The sequence below is a fragment of the Lichenicoccus roseus genome (assembly GCF_005844085.1).
Taxonomy (GTDB): domain Bacteria; phylum Pseudomonadota; class Alphaproteobacteria; order Acetobacterales; family Acetobacteraceae; genus Lichenicoccus; species Lichenicoccus roseus.
This window is the reverse complement of record NZ_VCDI01000002.1, coordinates 311383-328384: the sequence shown is the minus strand read 5'-3', so window position 1 is coordinate 328384 and position 17002 is coordinate 311383. Positions and strand designations below refer to the sequence as shown.

At 64.8% G+C, this 17002-nt stretch carries 22 protein-coding genes; 5 read left to right on the top strand and 17 right to left on the bottom strand.

Annotated elements, in window-relative coordinates:
* The first annotated feature begins 35 nt into the window (after nt 1-35).
* Nucleotides 36-230, top strand: a complete 195-nt coding sequence (locus FE263_RS06825) for a DUF2934 domain-containing protein (protein ID WP_138325218.1) — start codon at nt 36-38, stop codon at nt 228-230.
* A gap of 24 nt (nt 231-254) precedes the next feature.
* Here FE263_RS06825 and FE263_RS06820 read toward each other — a convergent pair whose 3' ends face one another.
* On the bottom strand, nt 255-1475 hold the full coding sequence (locus tag FE263_RS06820; protein ID WP_138325217.1) for an NADP-dependent isocitrate dehydrogenase: 1221 nt from the start codon (nt 1473-1475) through the stop codon (nt 255-257).
* Between the two features lie 154 nt (nt 1476-1629).
* Here FE263_RS06820 and FE263_RS06815 point away from each other — a divergent pair, with 154 nt between their 5' ends.
* Nucleotides 1630-1854 carry a hypothetical protein gene (locus FE263_RS06815; RefSeq protein WP_138325216.1) on the top strand — a complete coding sequence of 75 codons (225 nt, stop codon included), beginning with the start codon at nt 1630-1632 and terminating at the stop codon, nt 1852-1854.
* Nucleotides 1855-1884: 30 nt separating this feature from the next.
* Here FE263_RS06815 and recA read toward each other — a convergent pair whose 3' ends face one another.
* The 7 genes from recA to FE263_RS06780 form a co-directional block, all read right to left on the bottom strand.
* The gene (gene recA, locus FE263_RS06810) at nt 1885-2922 is read right to left on the bottom strand and encodes a recombinase RecA (protein ID WP_138325215.1); all 1038 of its coding nucleotides are present in this window, start codon (nt 2920-2922) and stop codon (nt 1885-1887) included.
* Between the two features lie 360 nt (nt 2923-3282).
* On the bottom strand, nt 3283-4359 hold the full coding sequence (locus FE263_RS06805) for an EscU/YscU/HrcU family type III secretion system export apparatus switch protein (RefSeq protein WP_138325214.1): 1077 nt from the start codon (nt 4357-4359) through the stop codon (nt 3283-3285).
* A 111-nt stretch (nt 4360-4470) separates the two neighbouring features.
* Nucleotides 4471-5253 (bottom strand): flagellar biosynthetic protein FliR, encoded by a 783-nt coding sequence (locus FE263_RS06800; RefSeq protein WP_240759126.1) that lies wholly within the window; start codon nt 5251-5253, stop codon nt 4471-4473.
* 46 nt (nt 5254-5299) lie between these two features.
* Nucleotides 5300-5572 carry a flagellar biosynthetic protein FliQ gene (locus FE263_RS06795; protein ID WP_138325213.1) on the bottom strand — a complete coding sequence of 91 codons (273 nt, stop codon included), beginning with the start codon at nt 5570-5572 and terminating at the stop codon, nt 5300-5302.
* Between the two features lie 50 nt (nt 5573-5622).
* Nucleotides 5623-5961 (bottom strand): flagellar hook-basal body complex protein FliE, encoded by a 339-nt coding sequence (gene fliE / locus FE263_RS06790; RefSeq protein ID WP_138325212.1) that lies wholly within the window; start codon nt 5959-5961, stop codon nt 5623-5625.
* Entirely contained in the window at nt 5958-6365 is a 408-nt protein-coding gene (gene flgC, locus FE263_RS06785; RefSeq protein ID WP_138325210.1) for a flagellar basal body rod protein FlgC, read from the bottom strand. The genes fliE and flgC overlap by 4 nt, the downstream gene beginning before the upstream one ends.
* Before the next feature lie 7 nt (nt 6366-6372).
* Complete coding sequence (locus FE263_RS06780; protein WP_138325209.1) at nt 6373-6753, bottom strand: flagellar basal body rod protein FlgB; 381 nt, start codon at nt 6751-6753, stop codon at nt 6373-6375.
* Between the two features lie 419 nt (nt 6754-7172).
* Between FE263_RS06780 and FE263_RS06775 the strand changes: the two genes are divergently transcribed.
* From FE263_RS06775 to FE263_RS06765, 3 genes are all read left to right on the top strand, one after another.
* Entirely contained in the window at nt 7173-7460 is a 288-nt protein-coding gene (locus tag FE263_RS06775; protein WP_138325208.1) for a flagellar biosynthetic protein FliO, read from the top strand.
* 35 nt (nt 7461-7495) lie between these two features.
* The gene (gene fliP, locus FE263_RS06770) at nt 7496-8227 is read left to right on the top strand and encodes a flagellar type III secretion system pore protein FliP (protein ID WP_138325677.1); all 732 of its coding nucleotides are present in this window, start codon (nt 7496-7498) and stop codon (nt 8225-8227) included.
* A 69-nt stretch (nt 8228-8296) separates the two neighbouring features.
* Nucleotides 8297-8575, top strand: coding sequence for a hypothetical protein (locus tag FE263_RS06765; protein WP_138325206.1), 279 nt, complete (start codon nt 8297-8299; stop codon nt 8573-8575).
* 16 nt (nt 8576-8591) lie between these two features.
* Here FE263_RS06765 and speE read toward each other — a convergent pair whose 3' ends face one another.
* The 9 genes from speE to FE263_RS06720 all read right to left on the bottom strand — a co-directional run bounded on the left by speE (nt 8592) and on the right by FE263_RS06720 (nt 16868).
* Nucleotides 8592-9455, bottom strand: a complete 864-nt coding sequence (speE, locus tag FE263_RS06760; RefSeq protein WP_138325205.1) for a polyamine aminopropyltransferase — start codon at nt 9453-9455, stop codon at nt 8592-8594.
* 185 nt (nt 9456-9640) lie between these two features.
* Nucleotides 9641-10102: an adenosylmethionine decarboxylase gene (gene speD / locus FE263_RS06755; RefSeq protein ID WP_138325204.1), complete on the bottom strand. Its 462-nt coding sequence runs from the start codon at nt 10100-10102 to the stop codon at nt 9641-9643.
* Between the two features lie 136 nt (nt 10103-10238).
* Complete coding sequence (locus FE263_RS06750) at nt 10239-13058, bottom strand: hypothetical protein (RefSeq protein WP_138325202.1); 2820 nt, start codon at nt 13056-13058, stop codon at nt 10239-10241.
* A 7-nt stretch (nt 13059-13065) separates the two neighbouring features.
* Nucleotides 13066-13689, bottom strand: a complete 624-nt coding sequence (locus FE263_RS06745; RefSeq protein ID WP_138325201.1) for a protein phosphatase CheZ — start codon at nt 13687-13689, stop codon at nt 13066-13068.
* Nucleotides 13682-14068: a response regulator gene (locus FE263_RS06740; protein ID WP_138325200.1), complete on the bottom strand. Its 387-nt coding sequence runs from the start codon at nt 14066-14068 to the stop codon at nt 13682-13684. Before FE263_RS06740 ends, FE263_RS06745 begins: the two co-directional genes overlap by 8 nt.
* Before the next feature lie 21 nt (nt 14069-14089).
* Nucleotides 14090-14722, bottom strand: a complete 633-nt coding sequence (locus tag FE263_RS06735) for a MotE family protein (RefSeq protein ID WP_138325198.1) — start codon at nt 14720-14722, stop codon at nt 14090-14092.
* A 56-nt stretch (nt 14723-14778) separates the two neighbouring features.
* Nucleotides 14779-15228 carry a DUF6468 domain-containing protein gene (locus FE263_RS06730; protein ID WP_138325197.1) on the bottom strand — a complete coding sequence of 150 codons (450 nt, stop codon included), beginning with the start codon at nt 15226-15228 and terminating at the stop codon, nt 14779-14781.
* 30 nt (nt 15229-15258) lie between these two features.
* Entirely contained in the window at nt 15259-16239 is a 981-nt protein-coding gene (fliM, locus tag FE263_RS06725) for a flagellar motor switch protein FliM (protein ID WP_456306566.1), read from the bottom strand.
* A gap of 125 nt (nt 16240-16364) precedes the next feature.
* On the bottom strand, nt 16365-16868 hold the full coding sequence (locus tag FE263_RS06720; protein ID WP_171033983.1) for a flagellar basal body-associated FliL family protein: 504 nt from the start codon (nt 16866-16868) through the stop codon (nt 16365-16367).
* Nucleotides 16869-17002: the final 134 nt, after the last annotated feature.

Genomic DNA, 17002 nt, shown 5'->3' with positions numbered 1-17002 from the left:
GTTTCACGGTCATCCGGGGCAGGACATCACGAGCGATGAATGACGAACCCAACCGAAACGACGAGCGGGTCAGGGTCAGGGCCTACGTGCTGTGGGAGCGGGACGGCCGCCCGCACGGGCGCAACGAGGCATACTGGGCCGAGGCGCTGCGCCAGATCCAGGACGAGGAGCGCGAGAAGAGCGAGACGGCCGACGGCGTCACCGCGGAAAGTCGGCCCGACCATCACTAGCCGGGCCGATGATCGCGCCGCAGGTCAGCTGCGCTTCGAACTCGCCTGCATGTTCTCGTCGATCTTGGCGAGGAAGTCCTCGGTGTTGAGCCACTTCGCCTCGGGTCCGACCAGCAGCGCGAGGTCCTTGGTCATGAAGCCCTGCTCGACGGTCTCCACGCAGACGCGCTCAAGCGTCTCGGCGAAGTTGGTGACGTCCGGCGTGTTGTCGAAGCGGCCGCGATAGGCAAGGCCGCGGGTCCAGGCAAAGATCGAGGCGATCGGATTGGTGCTGGTCGGCCTTCCCTTCTGATACTCGCGATAGTGCCGGGTCACGGTGCCGTGCGCCGCTTCGGACTCTACCGTGTTGCCATCGGGCGCCAGCAGCACCGAGGTCATCAGGCCCAGGCTGCCGAAGCCCTGTGCCACGATGTCGCTTTCCACGTCGCCGTCGTAGTTCTTGCAGGCCCAGACATAGCCGCCGGACCATTTCAGCGCGGCGGCCACCATGTCGTCGATCAGCCGGTGCTCGTAGGTCAGGCCGAGCGCATCGAAATCGGCCTTGAACTCCGTCTCGTAGATCTCCTGGAACACGTCCTTGAACATGCCGTCATAGGCCTTCAGGATGGTGTTCTTGGTCGACAGATACACCGGCAGCTTGCGGTCGCGGCCGTAGGTGAGGCTGGCGCGGGCGAAGCCGGTGATAGAGTGCTTGGTGTTGTGGATGCCGAGCGCCACGCCCGGCCCCTTGAAGTCGTGCACTTCCATCTCGAGCGGCGCGCTGCCGTCGGCAGGCGTGTAGGTCAGCGTGACCCGGCCCGGACCGGGGATCTTGGTCTCGGCAGCACGGTAGATGTCGCCATACGCATGGCGGCCGATGACGATCGGCTGCGTCCAGTGCGGCACCAGGCGCGGCACGTTCGAACAGATGATCGGCTCGCGGAAGATGGTGCCGTCGAGGATGTTGCGGATGGTGCCGTTCGGCGATCGCCACATCTTCTTGAGCTTGAACTCGGTGACCCGCGCCTCGTCCGGCGTGATGGTCGCGCACTTCACGCCGACGCCGTAGGTCCTGATCGCATTGGCGCTGTCGACCGTCACCTGGTCGTCGGTAGCATCGCGATGCTCGATGCCGAGGTCATAGTATTTCAGGTCGATATCGAGATACGGCAGGATCAGCTTCTGCTTGATGAAGCTCCAGATGATCCGGGTCATCTCGTCGCCGTCGAGTTCGACGACCGGTTCCTTCACCTTGATCTTGGCCATGCTCTGCATCCTGTCGGGTGGCGATCCGGAGCGCTGCCCGGATCAGTTCGACGCCCTCCTTCGCATCCCGGACCCAGAGCGGCAAGCCTGGCCACTTGCGAACGATTATCAATCGCGCATAGGCTGATAGGGGCGCAGCCGAAGGATCACGCCCATGCAACGCTTCCTTAGCACCGGCCCCGCCCTGGTCGCCGCCCTGATGTCGGCGGAGCGTCAGGCTGGACCGGCACCGGCAGGCAACCGGACGCCGGGGGAGATCGCGTCGCTGCTGGCGATCCGGCTGCAGTTCGCGCGCCGGCCGCCGCGCCAGAGATCGGCCCCGGCCGGGTTAGACGCCGACATCCTGGGCGTTGATTTCAGGCGCGGGATCCGGGCCTGAAACGGGAGACTCCGATCAGGCCGCGCATGTTCAGTCAGCCGCGTCGGCGGCGTCCTGCTCGTCGGGCGCCACCAGCATGGCATTGGCGACCACGCCGGCCTGCTCGCGGACCTTGCGTTCGATCGCCTCGGCCATTTCGGGATGCTCGCGCAGGAACTGCTTGGAGTTCTCGCGTCCCTGCCCGATCCGCTGGCTGTCGTAGCTGAACCAGGCACCCGACTTCTCGACGATGTTGGCCTTGACGCCAAGATCGATCAGCTCGCCCATCTTGCTGACGCCTTCGCCATACATGATGTCGAACTCGACCTGCCGGAACGGCGGCGCCATCTTGTTCTTCACCACCTTGATGCGCGTCTGGTTGCCGACGACCTCGTCACGCTCCTTGATCTGGCCGATGCGGCGGATGTCGAGCCGGATCGAGGCATAGAACTTCAGCGCGTTGCCGCCGGTGGTGGTCTCCGGGCTGCCGAACATGACGCCGATCTTCAGCCGGATCTGGTTAAGGAAGATCATCATCGTGTTGGAGCGCGAGACCGTGCCGGTGAGCTTGCGCAGCGCCTGGCTCATCAGGCGGGCATGCAGTCCGACATGGCTGTCACCCATGTCGCCCTCGAGTTCGGCGCGTGGCACCAGCGCCGCCACGCTGTCGATCACCAGCACGTCGATGGCGCCGGAACGCACCAGCGTGTCGGCGATCTCGAGCGCCTGCTCGCCGGCATCCGGCTGGCTGATCAGCAAATTGTCGACATCGACCCCGAGCTTGCGAGCATAGCCGGGATCAAGGGCGTGCTCGGCATCGATGAACGCGCAGGTGCCGCCACGCTTCTGCGCCTCGGCGATCGCATGCAGCGCCATGGTGGTCTTGCCGGAGCTTTCCGGACCGTAGATCTCGACGATCCGTCCACGCGGCAGGCCGCCGATGCCGAGCGCGATATCCAGACCGAGGGAGCCGCTGGAAATGACGTCGGCGATCTCGCTTCCGCGTTGCCCGAGACGCATCACGGAGCCCTTCCCGAAGGCCCGTTCGATCTGGCTGAGCGCTCCCTCGAGCGCCTTCGACTTGTCCATGCTTGTTTCCTCAGGGCCCGGATGCCGTAGGGCCGAATGATGTCCAGGAAGGTCTCACAGGCCGACACGTCGCCGCAACGCCACGACTCGGCACGCTATCGCTCAACTCATAATCGAAGGTTAACGGGCCTGCCGCCGATCCAGCCAGACTGGCCCGGCGGGCTTTCGGCACCAAAGGGACTTCCGGCACCGGGTAGCGTCCGGCCAACAAGTTTTCGGTATGTGGATATTAACCAATCATCAGGCTTTTGTTCTCGTTTGTTCTACTAGAACAAACCATGATCAGGCAAGTGATTTTGTGGCTCATTCCGTGGCTGACCCCGTGCCTCGTTCTTCGGCTCATCGAACCCGCCATGCGGGCTAGCGGACTGCAGGCGGTCCCGGCGGTGGCCGTCGCAGGCGCCACACGTAGGCAATGATGCCCGCCACCGCCTGGAAGTGCTCGCGCGGGATCTCGGCATCGAGCGGGAGCGCATACAGCGCACGTGCCAGCGGCGGGTTCGACACCAGCGGCACCTTGTTGTCCATCGCCAGCTCACGAATGCGCGCCGCGATCTCGCCCGCCCCCTTCGCCACCAGCTTCGGCGCAGACTTGCCGCCGGTCTCGTAGACCAGCGCGACCGCGTAGTGCGTCGGGTTGGTCACCACCACCGTCGCCTTCGGCACCTGGTCCATCATGCGCCTGCTGGCCCGCTGCCGCCGCATCTGCTTGATGCGTCCCTTGACCAGCTGGTCGCCCTCGCTCTCCCGGAACTCGTCACGCAGCTCCTGCTTGCTCATGCGCAGCTTGCTGGTGTGCCGGTACCGCACCCACATGACATCGAGCACCGCGATTGCGCCCTGCACGGCGAGCAGCATCAGCGTGGCATCGAGGCTGAGCCGGAGCGCGCGCGCGGCGAGCGTCCCCGCATCCCAGTCGGATGATCGCCACAGCACCGGCAGCAGTCCCGCCAGCACGTGACGCAACGCCATCGCGAAGGCGATCAGCTTCACGACCGCCTTGCCGGCCTCCACCGCGGTCTCGCCGCCGAAGATCCGCTGCAGCCCACGCATCGGGCTGACCCGGCTGAATTGCGGCATCATCGCCGTCGGGCGCAGCAGCAGGCCGGTCTGCAACACGGTCACCACCAGGGCGCCGGCGGCTGCGGCCAGCACCGCCGGCCCGGCCATCGCAGCGCTCGCCATCAGCGCCTCCCGCCAGACCGTCGCGGCGCCGTTACCGGACAGGTCGACAAATGCGACATTCGCCATCATGCCGCGCATCTGCATGACGAAGCGACCGGCCCGGTCCGGCAGCGTCATCATCATCGCCAGTACAGCGACCCCGATCCCCGACAGCGCCTGCACTTCGCGCGAGATGGCGACCTGCCCGTCCTCGCGCGCCTTGGCGAGCCGCTTGGCGGACGGGGCTTCGGTCTTGTCTTCGCGGTCGGCCACGAGAGGACCCTAGAGCGGCAACCGACCGCTCGGGATCGCTTCGCGATGCCGAGTGCCGGATAGCGCCGTTCCAACGCACGACACGCGGAGCATGATCGATCGCATCATGCCCTAGCGGCCCGGCAGGGTGTCGAAACCCGTCTGCAGGGCCTGCATCCAGTTGTGCAGGATCGGTCCAAGCAGCAGGCCGAACAGCAGCAGGCCGCCAAGCACCTGACCCGGCAGGGACAGCTGGTAGACCTGCAAGGTCGGCAGCAGCCGGGCCAGAACGCCGAGCATCAGCTGCCAGAGCAGTCCGACCAGCACCAGCGGCGAGGCCAGCCGCAGCGCCAGCGCGAAGCTGTTCTCGGTCGCCACCGCGACGCTCTGCACGATGTCACCGGTGGGCAGGGGCATGCCCGGCGGCAGCAGGCGATAGCTTCCGGCCAGCGCCCCGAGGGGCAGCGCATAAAGGCCCGAGGACAGCACCAGCACCGGTGCCACGATCGCCAGCAGCCGGCTGAGCGCACTGGTCTGCGAGCCGAGATCGGGGTCCGGCTGCAGCACGCTGGACAGGCCGATCATGGTCGAGATGATCTGGCCCGCGATCGGCAGCGACAACGCCAGCAGCCGCGCGAGCCAGCCGATCAGCAACCCGCACGCCAGTTCGGCGGCAATCAGCGCGACCAGCTGCGGCACCGGAAGCTGCGGCGCCGGCAACAGCGTCCGCACGCCCGGGTAGATCAGCACGGCGATCCCGACCGCCAGGGCCGCGCGCACAACCATCGGGATCTCGCTCTCGCCGATGCCCGGCAGCACCATCACCGCGGCGCTGACGCGGCACAGCACGAGCATCAGGCCGAAGGCGAGCCCAGGCAGCGCCGCCAGCAGGGTGGCCGCGTCCGATCCGTTCACCGGCGTCCATGCCAGCGATACACCACCGCGGCGATCGTCCGGGACATCATTGGCCGCCCACGGCGATCAGCCGGTCGAGCAGCCCATGCGTGAAGTCGGTCAGCGTCGCGTACATGAACGGGCCGGCGAGCATCAGCGCAGCACCCAGCGCCAGCACCTTCGGCACGAAGGCGAGCGTGCTTTCGTTGATCTGGGTGACCGCCTGGATCAGCGACACCACCAGGCCCACGCCCATCGCCGTCAGCAGGCCGGGTGCCGCAAGCTTCAGCACCACGACAAACAGGTCGCGCAACACCACCGCGACATCGACTTCCTGCATCGCGGGGCTCCGTTGACTGCGCACCGGGATCTGTCCGGGAACGCAGCCTGCTAGATTTGCATCTTCATGACGTCTTGATAGGCCTGCACGACGCGATCGCGTATCGCCACGGTGGATTGCAGCGCGAGTTGCGCACGCGACACCGCGGTCACCACATCGGTGATGCTCGCCTCGCCGGCGATCCCCTTCGCAGACTGCAGGTCCGCCTGCTGGCCGCTCTCCACGACGCCGTGCATCGCCCGCTCCAGCGTTGCGCCGAAGCTCGAGAGACCGTCGGCGGAGGCGCCGTCATCGCCTTCGTCGACACCGACGGGTGACGTGCCGCCCTGCACGCGGGCATAGGCGCTGACCGCGCTCGATGCGCTCAGCGAGAAAGGATCGCCGCTCATTTCAGCATGTCGATCGTCCGCGTCAGCATCGAGCGCGTCACCTGCATGACATTCAGGTTGGCGCTGTACGAGCGCTCGGCCTCGCGCATGTCCATCAGTTCCACGAAGCTGTTGACGTTGGGCATCTTGACGTATCCCTGGGCGTTCGCCGCCGGATGCGACGGGTCGTACTTCATGGTGAAGTCAGTCATGTCCTTGCCGATCCGCTTGACCGACACCGTCTGCGCCCCGGTTGCGGGATCGAGCACCTCGGCGAACGTCACCGTCTTGCGCCGATACGGATCCGCTCCCGGCGCCGAGCCGGTGGTATCCTGGTTGGCGAGGTTCTCGGCGATGACGCGCAAGCGGCTGGTCTGCGCCTCCATGCCGGCCGAGGAGATATCGAGCGCCTTGGAGATGTCCATCTTCCGATCAGCCCTTGCCCAGCGCCGTCGAGAACATCGCCATGTACTTGCTGTAGATATTGGTCACCAGGCGCTGCTGGTTGTCGGTCTCGGCAACCTTGGTCAGCTCGTCTTCCACGGAGACACGGTTGCCATCCGGCGATCGCTCGTGGCCCGGCACCTTGATCGTGCCGAACGCGTTGTCGGTCCCTCCGAGATGCATCGCGTTGGTGCGCACCGGCGCCACCATGAAGCCCGACAGCGCGGCCTCGAACGGACGCTCGTCGCTCGGCTCGAAGTTCGGCGTATTGGCGTTGGCGACGTTGCGCGCCAGCACACGCTGCCGGTCCTCCAGCCAGTCCAGCTTGCGCTCCGCAAGGGAGAACAGGTCGCCCGATCCGGATGTCATGATACAGCGCCTTCCCCCCTACAGCCGCAACATTGCAGACACCTCCTTATAATTCGTTAACGGAGGTGACATGCCTCTACACGGATCGATATCGCAATGGATGCGCCGGCATGTCATACTGGCTGGATGTTGCAACGCCATGAGCCTGCCCGGCCGGCAAGAACGTCCGGCGGCACGCCATCCAAGGTCGAGATGCCCGCGCAGGCGCCTGTTCCGACCTCGGCGGCCAGCCACGCCATGTTTCCGGCAGGGCAAGACATCCGCCTCGATGGGCCGCCAATAGAAATCGGACGGCTCCGCGAGCGGGCATCCGCTCACCATGCAGATAAGCGGGTGCTCTCCCGGCCGTGCCTGCTGGCGGTACGGGCCGATGTGGAACGCGTCACCGTATTGCTGCAATCCCTGCAGGAGGCGGCGGGATGTCCATCCACGACCTGCTGACGATCGGCTCCGGGCTTGCGGCGGTCATCGTCATGATCCTGCTGGTCCGCCACGGCACCCGGCTGACCGGGCACCTCGCCCGGCGCGGCAAGGCGCAGACGATGCTCGCGGTGCGGGCGTCGCTGGCGATAGACGGGCGACGCCGGCTCAGCCTGGTCGAATGCGACGGGCACCGGCTGCTGCTGCTCAGCGGCGGCGCGAACGACGTCATGCTCGGCTGGCTGCCAGCCGAGGCGCCGCCGCCGCCCCGGAACCCCTCGTCTTGACACCCATCCGGTGGCGCGACGGACTGCGGCTGCTGATGTCGGCGCTTGTGGTCGCGATCACGCTGGCAATCGGGGCGGTGCCGTCAGAGGCGCAATCGGTCAGCATCGATCTCGGCCAGGCCGGCGCGGCGGGCGCCACCGGGCGGCTGTTCCAGCTGACCGCCGTCATCACGCTGCTATCCCTGGCCCCGAGCCTGCTGGTCATGGTGACCGCCTTCACCCGGATCGTCATAGTGCTGTCGCTGCTGCGAGGCGCGCTGGGGGCGCAGGGCACCCCACCGAACACGGTGATCATCGGCCTGACGCTGTTCCTGACCTTCTTCGTGATGCAGCCGACGCTGGACCGCGCCTGGAGCACCGGGATCGCGCCCATGCTGGCGGGCCAGATCGGCGAGATCGAAGGGGCAAAGGCAGCCGCCGAGCCCTTCCGCCATTTCATGCTGCTCAATGTCAGGCCGCCCGACCTGACCCTGTTCCTCGACATCGCCCACCTTCCTCCACCTCCGGTGGCTGCCGATACGCCGTGGCGCGCCCTGGTGCCGGCCTTCATGATCGGCGAACTGCGGCGCGGGTTCGAGATGGGCTTCCTGCTCTACATGCCGTTCCTGGTGATCGACATCGTGGTCTCCAGCGTCCTGATGAGCCTCGGCATGATGATGCTGCCACCAAGCGCCATATCGTTGCCGTTCAAGCTGATCTTCTTCGTGCTGATCGATGGCTGGCACATGATCGCCGGCAGCCTGGTGCAGAGCTTCGCCACCGGCTGATCGAGTAGCCCGGGAAGCCTGAACCGCCGGGGAGGTGCCACGTTCATCTCCCGCAACAGGAGATGCCCGATGAAGCAGCCGCATACCGAGGACGGCGTCCAGCACAGCGATGGTCAGCAGGACACCGGTAACCACAAGAAGCCGGATGCACCGGATGCGGGTGGCGCCGATCGCTTCGGCGGCACCCGGGCCGGAAGCGGCAACGTCGAGGGTGGCAGTTCGACGGATAGCAGGCAGTCAGGTCCGGATATCGAACGCCTGCGCCCGCTCGAGCAGGGCGGCGAGGACGTAACCGGACCCGATCATGCCAACCGGGCAGCCGAGCGGGACGAGCGCGGCCGGCTGTAAGGCCAGCCTCGTTCCGTCAGCCGGGCAGGCACTTGGCGATGTATGGCGGCAGCACAAACGCTGCCGCCTGCACTTCGGGCGACCAGTAGCGAGTGGTGCCCAGGATCCCGGCCCGGGTGGCCCGCTTGCGAAGTACTGTTGCGTCCGTCTCGATACCATGGCCCTTCGAGGCGACACCAAGCGTCATGAAACCACCGACATAGGTTGGCACCGCCGCGACATAGGCTGAAACGTGGGGAAAGAAGCGAGCGCGACGCTCGCTTGTCTCACGCAATTCATCGGACTGCATGAACGGAACGCCGCACTGGTTGACGATGATACCGTCGGCCGTCAGCACGCGCGCGCAATTCTCGTAGAACTCGTCGGTGAACAGGACCTCGCCGACGCCTACCGGGTCGGTACTGTCCACGATGATCACGTCGAAGCTCGCGGCGGGTGCGCGCACGACATAGTCGATGCCGTCCCCGATGATCACATCGCCCCGGGGATCCTGCCAGGCCTCGCCGGCAATGTTGGGAAGAAACTCCTTCGAGAGCCGGATCACTTCGCCATCGATCTCGACCATGACGGCACGCGTCACGGTACGGTGTTGCAATACCCTGCGCAGCACCCCGCCATCCCCGGCGCCAATGATCAGGACGTTCCGGGGATCGGGATGCCCGAGCAGGGGAACGTGCGCCAGCATCTCCTGATAGACGAACTCATCGCGCTCGGTGATCTGTATGACGCCGTCCAGAACCAGTACACGGCCATGCGTCTCGCTCTCGAAGACGACGATGTCCTGGTATGGGGTCCTGACCCGGGCAAGCTCGTGAAGAACACGGAACCGCTGTCCCCAAGCTTCGTACAGGCTCTCGTTGATCCAGACAGCTTCCGTCATGGCTTGGTCCCTGCTTGCATTCGTTCGGGTCACCCAACGGGCGAGAGCGTCCGGACGTATCGGTTATCGGCCGACGCCAGAAAAAAGGCCGGGTTGACCCCGGCCTTCGTCCGAACCGCTTCCACTCAAAGAATAAAGCTTGAACCGGCCCGTGACAGGTTCAAGTCAGGCGTAGGCAGGCCGTCTCAGAAGACGCGACCACGCCTCTGTTCATCGAGATCGATACGCGCGGCCTGGAACGTACGCTGCAGAACCGGGATCGCGAGATGCGGATCACAGGCGCCGCACATGAATATGTCGACGGCGGCAAAGCCCCGCTCCGGCCAGGTGTGGATCGAGATGTGGCTCTCGGCGAGCACCACTACGCCGGAAACTCCACCATTTGGTGTGAAATGGTGGAAATGACTGTGCAGGATCGTGGCACCGGCGGTGACCGCGGCCTCGCAGAGCGTCCGATCGATGACAGCAGGGTCTCCAAGATTCTTGGCATCCCAAAGGTCGACCAGCAGATGCATGCCGGCAAACTTCATTCCGTCCTTTTCGACGAAATAGTCTTTACAATCCGCATCCTCGCAGGAGGAAGCAGTTGAAATCTGGTTATTGCTCGGAGAATCCGAGACCATCCCCAGTTGAGCAAGTGCGTTCATCACGTACCCCCGAACCAGTAGACGGCCTGTTGGGCGAAATCGCCCCCTTGGGCCAAGAGCGGCGGGAAATAGGTCCTACCGCCCCCTGACGCAAGCCCTTTCTAAGACCGATGTGCGATTAGGCGGTTCCTTCCGCCTATTTACCAAGCGCTTTGACCGCAACCGTCATGCGATGGAGCGCCGCCAGATCCTCACCGGCGTCAGGTGGCTGGTCGGCTGCGGTCAGCAACTGGAAGAGCGCCACGGTATCGGGATCGGTCAGGCGTCCCTGCACAGCATTGCGGACCTGCGCCTGGCGCAGAACGTCGCCTGCGCGGGAGGCGGCGGACGCGAGCCTGAGTAGAAGATCCTGTTGTTCGTGCGAAAGCGGTCCGGTGGCCGATATCGAAAGATCAGACAGTTTCGACAGTTTGGCAGCGGCGTCGCGCCACTTTCCCTGCTTCATCAGCAACTCTGCCGCCAGATCCAGCGCCGCCGCCGATGTCAGATCCTTCACTTCAGCCAGCGCCTCGTCAACGCGATCGTCAGCCGCGAGCCCTCGCGCCAGCAGCATCCGGCGCTGCTCGACGACATCCAAGGGAAGATCCGCTCCATCGGAGTCCTGTAGTGCCTGGCGCAGACCGCTTAGATCGTCACGCTGAAGATCGAGGCTGGCGAGCTTGGCCCCGAGCTTAGCTTTCTCCAGTCCGGGCTTGGCCGCACTCATCAACGTCCTGACCAGCGGAACAGCCTGCGCCGGCAGATCCAGCTCACCGAGCCGATCAACCAGATATTGCGCGAGGCGCTCGCCATCCGGTCCCTTCGGCACCAGATCCATGTTGGCCTCGATCATGGCAGCTTCCTTGAAAGCGTTATCGGACCCCGTCCCTGCCGGCGCTGCCGCGAGCTGTCTCAGCACCTCGCCGGCACGCACCCTGATGGCATCCTGCTGCTCGGGAAACAGCGCGGCGGTCTCGCGCAGCAGCACCAGCGCCTCGCCCCACTGCTGCGCCTGCACCCTCAGGTCGGCGAGGTCGAGGCGGGTTGGAAGCTCTTGACCAGCGATCCGTGCGTCCAGGAGGTGGCTGTCCAGAATGTCCGCCGCCTTCGCGGCCGTGATGTCGCCGTCGTGAAGGCGCAAGGCAACAAGCTTCTCGGTCGCCAGGTCGGCGATCCGCAGGTCGAGATCGGAAGTGAGTTTCTTCAGCGCCGTCGCGGCGTCGCGATCGTGACCTCGACGCACCGCAAGAATTGCCTTCGCATAGGCGACCGACGCTCCGTCGGGGAGCTTTTCTACCAGCGCCGCCTCGGGATCGTTGCCACCTCCCACCAGGGATTCCGCAACGACTGGTAGCAGAACTGACAACAGCGGCTGCGGATAGCTCTGCAGCAGCGCCATGTTCGCCGCGAGCAGCCGTGCTGCGTCGGCACGTGCCGGATCAGCGCGCGCCAGGCTGATCCCGTGCCAGACTGCCACTTCCGGACTGTCGGTGTAGCCTGGGTCGCTCGGACAATCATCCTCCTCCGGCTGGCGGTCCAGCACGCTTGCGGCCAGACGCACGATCCGTGTCAGCCGGGCGCAGGCCTGCCTCGCATCGTCCGCCACTCCCACCTGCGCCAGGGTGAAGGCCTCCGCCGCGTCACCCAGGGACAAGGCGGCTTCGGCAGCCACCAGACGTTGCTTGAACCGGCTACCGGCGGGCGCGGCGGCAGCGGCGGCGACAGCCTGCTTCAAGCGGCGATACAGCGTCTCCCGTGTCCCGCGGCGCAGCAGCAGGATGCGAGCACCGGTAGCGTCCGGTAGAAGCTGCACGTCCTCGCCGCCAGGCGGCAAAGCAAGCGCCGGCGGGTCCAGTCCAGAAACAAGGAAGGCCGATCGCGTCGGTCGCATCTCGATCCGGTCGGAGAGCGGTGAAATGACCACTCCGAGGGTGGTTGCATCTATCGTGTAGGCATGTCCCCTGCGGGCATGTTCGAACGCCTCGGCCCCGGATCGAACGGTCCCGACCAGCAGGTTATCCCCCGTATGAGGATCGGGCACGATCACCACCCGACCGGGGCTCGAGACGGGAAGACGCAGGTTCTTGTCATAGAGGACCGGTTCGATCGGGACAGTCTTGCGGTCCGCAGGCGCAGTCTGCAGCAACCAGCCGGCCGGAACCCGCTGCAGCAGGAGTTGCGACGCATCCCGGTCCGGGAGCGTCAGGAGTGTCGCCTCGGGCAGCAATCCGATGCTGGCCCCGGTCGCGAGCTTCTCGCGCGAGACCTGGGACAGATCCAGTATCCGCGCCGCATCGAAGACGACCACAGTGTCGGAGCCGCTCGCGAAGGCGGCTGCCCCGACTCCCTTCTCGAACGGCAGCAACAGACCGGGGCCCCCACCGAGCCCGAAGCTGGCGCCATCCACCAGGGTGGCGCGCAGGAAGGCGGATCCTGCTGTTGGTAACTGCTCTGTTGGGCTTACCCGGCTGGACTGATCCGGCGAAGAGGCAACTCCCGGCTGCGGCGAGGGCGGCGGACCAGCCGGGCGCTCACCTTCCACGATCGCCACCAGAGGAACCGGAAGTCCAGGCAGCATCGCGGTGTTATCGGTCGCCAAGGGCACTGGACCGGCCTCCGGAACCACCTTGAGAAGCAGTTCCTCACCGGCGTGGCTCACCACCACCCGGTTCGACTTGCCGATGTCAAAGCGCAGCAGGCCTCCGGTGACCGTGATCCGGCTCATGCTGCGCGTCTTGTCCACCGCAGGCTGTACAAGGGTCTCACCCATGGCACGCAGGACAACATGACCATCCTGCTGGATTAGCGAGAAGGCTCCGACTGACCGCAGACGCACTGTCAATACGCTGCCGTCATCCTGTTCCGAGACTGAGACTTGCGCGCGCCGCGTGCTGGCAAGGCAAGTCCGCCCACTTGCGCCGATTGCCAGCAGGACGACGATAGCTGCCAACGCCCCCGAGATGAACTTGCGTGTCAAGCAGATTTCAGTCGAAGCTCGCCAGCAGCTTGTCGACATCGGATTGGTCCATTGCACTGCGCGCCAGTTGCGGGCCATTCAGCAGGCCGTCACCCTCGACGACCGGCGACGATGTGGACGCCGTGATGGACGCCTTGCCGAACGTCATCACGATGCGCGCGATCGTCGTCTCGATCGTCTTCAGTGTCGACACGACCTTGGTGATCCGCTGTCCTGTAATGTCCTGGAAGCTGCAGGACTCGTAGATCTTGCTGGTTGCATCCTGCAGCTTGCGGGCAGCCTCGCCCTCCAAGGTATCGCCGAGCATGTCGAGGGTCTCGCAGGCCTCGAGAATAGACTCCGTCGCAGCAGCGGTATGCGACACGATTGCATCCAGCTCATCGGTAGCACAGGGGATGTAGCTGACGGTGATATCGTCGACCTTGAGGGCCGCGATCTCCAGCCGGGCCGTTGCCACCGCCTCGCCCAGGGCGCCGATCTCATGCAGAAGCGCGGTTTCGCGATGACTGATGTCCCCCGTCATGCTGCCCAATACCGCCAGCACCACGTCGGTCACCAAATCCGGCTGGCCAACGGGATAGCGCCGTTTCAGGTCGACCAGTCGATCGGCAAGGTTCTGCACGTCATGCATTGCCCAATACCTTCTCGATCTTGCCCTTCAGGGTCTCGGCGTTGAACGGCTTCACGATATAGTTCGAAACACCCGCCTGCTTGGCAGCCACGACGTTCTCGGTCTTGCTCTCGGCCGTGATCATGATGAACGGAAGCGTCTTCAGGCGCGTGTCCTTGCGAACCTCGGTGAGGAGCTCCAGGCCCGTCATCGGCTGCATGTTCCAGTCGCTGATCACCAGGCCGTAGTTGCCCACCCTGAGCTTGCTCAGCGCCTCGCCGCCATCCATCGCCTCTTCGACATTGTTGAAGTCGATCTGCTTCAACAGGTTGCGAATGATCCTGAGCATCGTCTTGTAGTCATCAACGATCAAGACGTTCATTGATTTGTCCATCGACATGATTATTCCTGCCTTGATTAACTACTTGTTGTTGGAAGAGACCTGTTGTGGCTCCGGCACGTCTTGTCTGGTGCGCATCTGCGCCAGCATCTGCGTTGCCATCCTTGCCCGCTCTGGCTGCATTGCGGCAAGCACAGCCGCCGCCTTGCGCTCGTTCATTCTGTCGAGCACCTCGAGCAGGACATGGATGTCCAGCACGTCGAATATCGCCGCTGCGTCACGCGGCTTCATCGCTTCGTAGACCTTGACCAGTCCGCTCCAGTTCGCGCTCTGTCGCTGCTTGCGTGCCCCGTCCAGCTCCTCGAGACTGCTCTGCAGGCTGGCAAGCCGATCGATCCTGGTCTCGAGCTTTGCCTCCGCCGCCTCGATGACTGTCTTGCGATCGTTGATTTTACGCTCCCGCGCATCCAGCTGTTCGCTGCGCTGCCGTAGCTCCTGCAGCAATGCACGTTCTGTGGCATCGACCTCGACCGCCGGCGTCGTCTTCCCGCTGCCGCCGGGTGCGATACCTACGGCCGCGACCGGATTGGCTCCGCCAGACTTCGCCGCGGCAACCTTAGGAGGCGCCGCCGGGCTCGACGCTGCGGGGCCATCGAGAGCCGCCTTCGCCTCGCTGGCGAACGTCACCACCTTGGCAGACAGCAACATCGCCATCACAACGATCGTCATAGGCAGCAGGCGTGGAGGAGAAGCCCGGAGTTTCATGGTCTTCACCGCGCCATACGGAGGGCACGGAGGAGTTCTTTCTCAGCCTGGCTGCGAACCCGGCTTTCCTCGGCCAGGACCGGCTCACTCGCAATCGCTTGCAGGACCGGCGTCCGGACGGGATCGGCCGCCACCGCCACCGTCGGCGGACGCCCTTTCCTGACCAGCCCATCGAGCTGATCGGCCAGCTTCTCGCCGCGCTCGGTCAGGAAGCCGAGATCGTTCTTCAGGATCTTCGCCTGTTCGACATGCCTGGCGATCTGCCGCCCGGCGCCGTCTGCTACCGTTCGCAGCCGCTCGATGCTGCCCTCCGCCTGACGGGTACTCTCGTTGAAGCCCAGCACGAGCTTCTCCAATTCCGCCCGGTCCCGCCGCAGCACTCCGAGCGCCCGCTCCAGTCGCACCGCGTGAAACAGCACCATGACCAGGAGCCCGATCAACAGCGCGTCAAGCATCGTTTGCATGTTGGTCATCCCGCTTCCATTTCAGACCCTGCGGAGGCTGGCTGGGTCGGCGGCATTCTGCGGCCGCCCAAGCACCTGATCGATCCGCACCGCAATCCGGTTCTTGCGCCGACCGACGCGTCCTTCGAACAGCGTGACAGGGCCGCAGCGGAGCTGCACCGGCGCATCGGGGCCGTGCCGGAGAGTGAACTGGTCCCCCGGCTTGAGGGCAATCACATCGGACAGCCGCATGAGCTGTTCATCGAGCACTACGTCCAGATCGACTTCGGTGCTCCAGAGCTCCTCGGCGAGATGGGTTTCCCAGATCGAGTCTCGACCGAACTTCTCGCCCATGAACTGCTGCAGCAGCAGCTCGCGCACCGGCTCGAGTGTGGCATAGGGCAGCAGCAGTTCCATGCATCCGCCCCGGTCCTCCATATCGATGTGCAGCTTCGCCAGGACCGCGGCGTTCGACAGCCGGGAGATCGCTGCAAAGCGCGAGTTGACCTCCAATCTTTCGAACCGAAAGCTGATCGAGCAGAGCGGATCGAAACTGGCGGACAGGTCGGCGAGTACGACCCTGATCAGCCGCTCGACGAGCATGCGCTCGATCGTGGTGTACGGCCGGCCCTCGATCCGCATCGCGGCCGTGCCGCGCCTGCCTCCGAGCAGCACATCAACGATCGAGTAGATCATCGCGGAGTCGATGACCATCAGGCCGTAGTTTTCCCACTCCTCTGCCTTGAAGACGGCGAACATGGCCGGTAGCGGCACGGAGTTGAGGTAGTCGCCGAAGCGAAGCGATACGACGTTGTCGATCGACACCTCGACGTTGTCGCTGGTGAAGTTCCTGAGGCTGGTCGACATGATCCGGACGAGCCGGTCGAAGACGATCTCCAGCATCGGCAGGCGCTCGTACGAGACAAGACCCGAGCTGATGATACGCTGGATCCCGCTCTCGCCGGTATCGTCCCCGGCTACGTCGCCAAAACCGAGTAGCGAGTCGATTTCCGCCTGGTTCAGGATCCTTGCGGGCTCGCTTGGAAGCGCAGCGCCGGCGCTGGCGGCCTCGACCTCGGCGTCGCCGGCTGTCGCATCCTCCTCGGTCTCGGCACCCCAGGCGGCGGCGAGCGCGTCGTCGTCATCGCTCATTGGATCAGGACCTCGACGAACAGCACGTCCAGGATCTGGACCGGCGCCACGATGCTGTCGATGCGGTTGATCAGGGCCTCCCGCAGGCGATACGTCCCCTCGCCGCCATGCAACTCTTCCGGCCTCGTGCTGCGCAGGTAGGTCTGGAAAGCATCAAGGATGCGGGGCATGTTGCTGGTCACCGCGGCCGCGTCAGCCATATGTGCGATCTCGATCTTGGCGCGCAGCTTGACGAAGACCGCACGATGCGTGCCGGTGTCGAGGTTTGTCACGACGTCTGCCACATCCAGCAATGACGGTTTCTCGTTGACCGCCGCGACTTCGTGCTTGGCCTTGCCGCCTCCGAGCAGATGAGGAAGAAGGCCAGAGAACCACAGACCGGCGATTATGGCTGCAACAAGGATGACTACAGCTACAAGTAGGAGTAGCTTTTTCTTGCCGGATTTCTTGGTCCCCGGTTCGGTGACCTCAAGCTCCTCTGTAGTGGCGGCCTTGCTCATCACTGCCTTCCTGGGATGATCGCGAACAGCAAGGCCTGAGGCCGTTCCGCTGGTTTCCGAAGCATGCGCCCGACAGGTTAAGAACTGGTGTGTAGTCGTTCCCCACCCGGATCGGCGCCCGCTAACCATTTGGT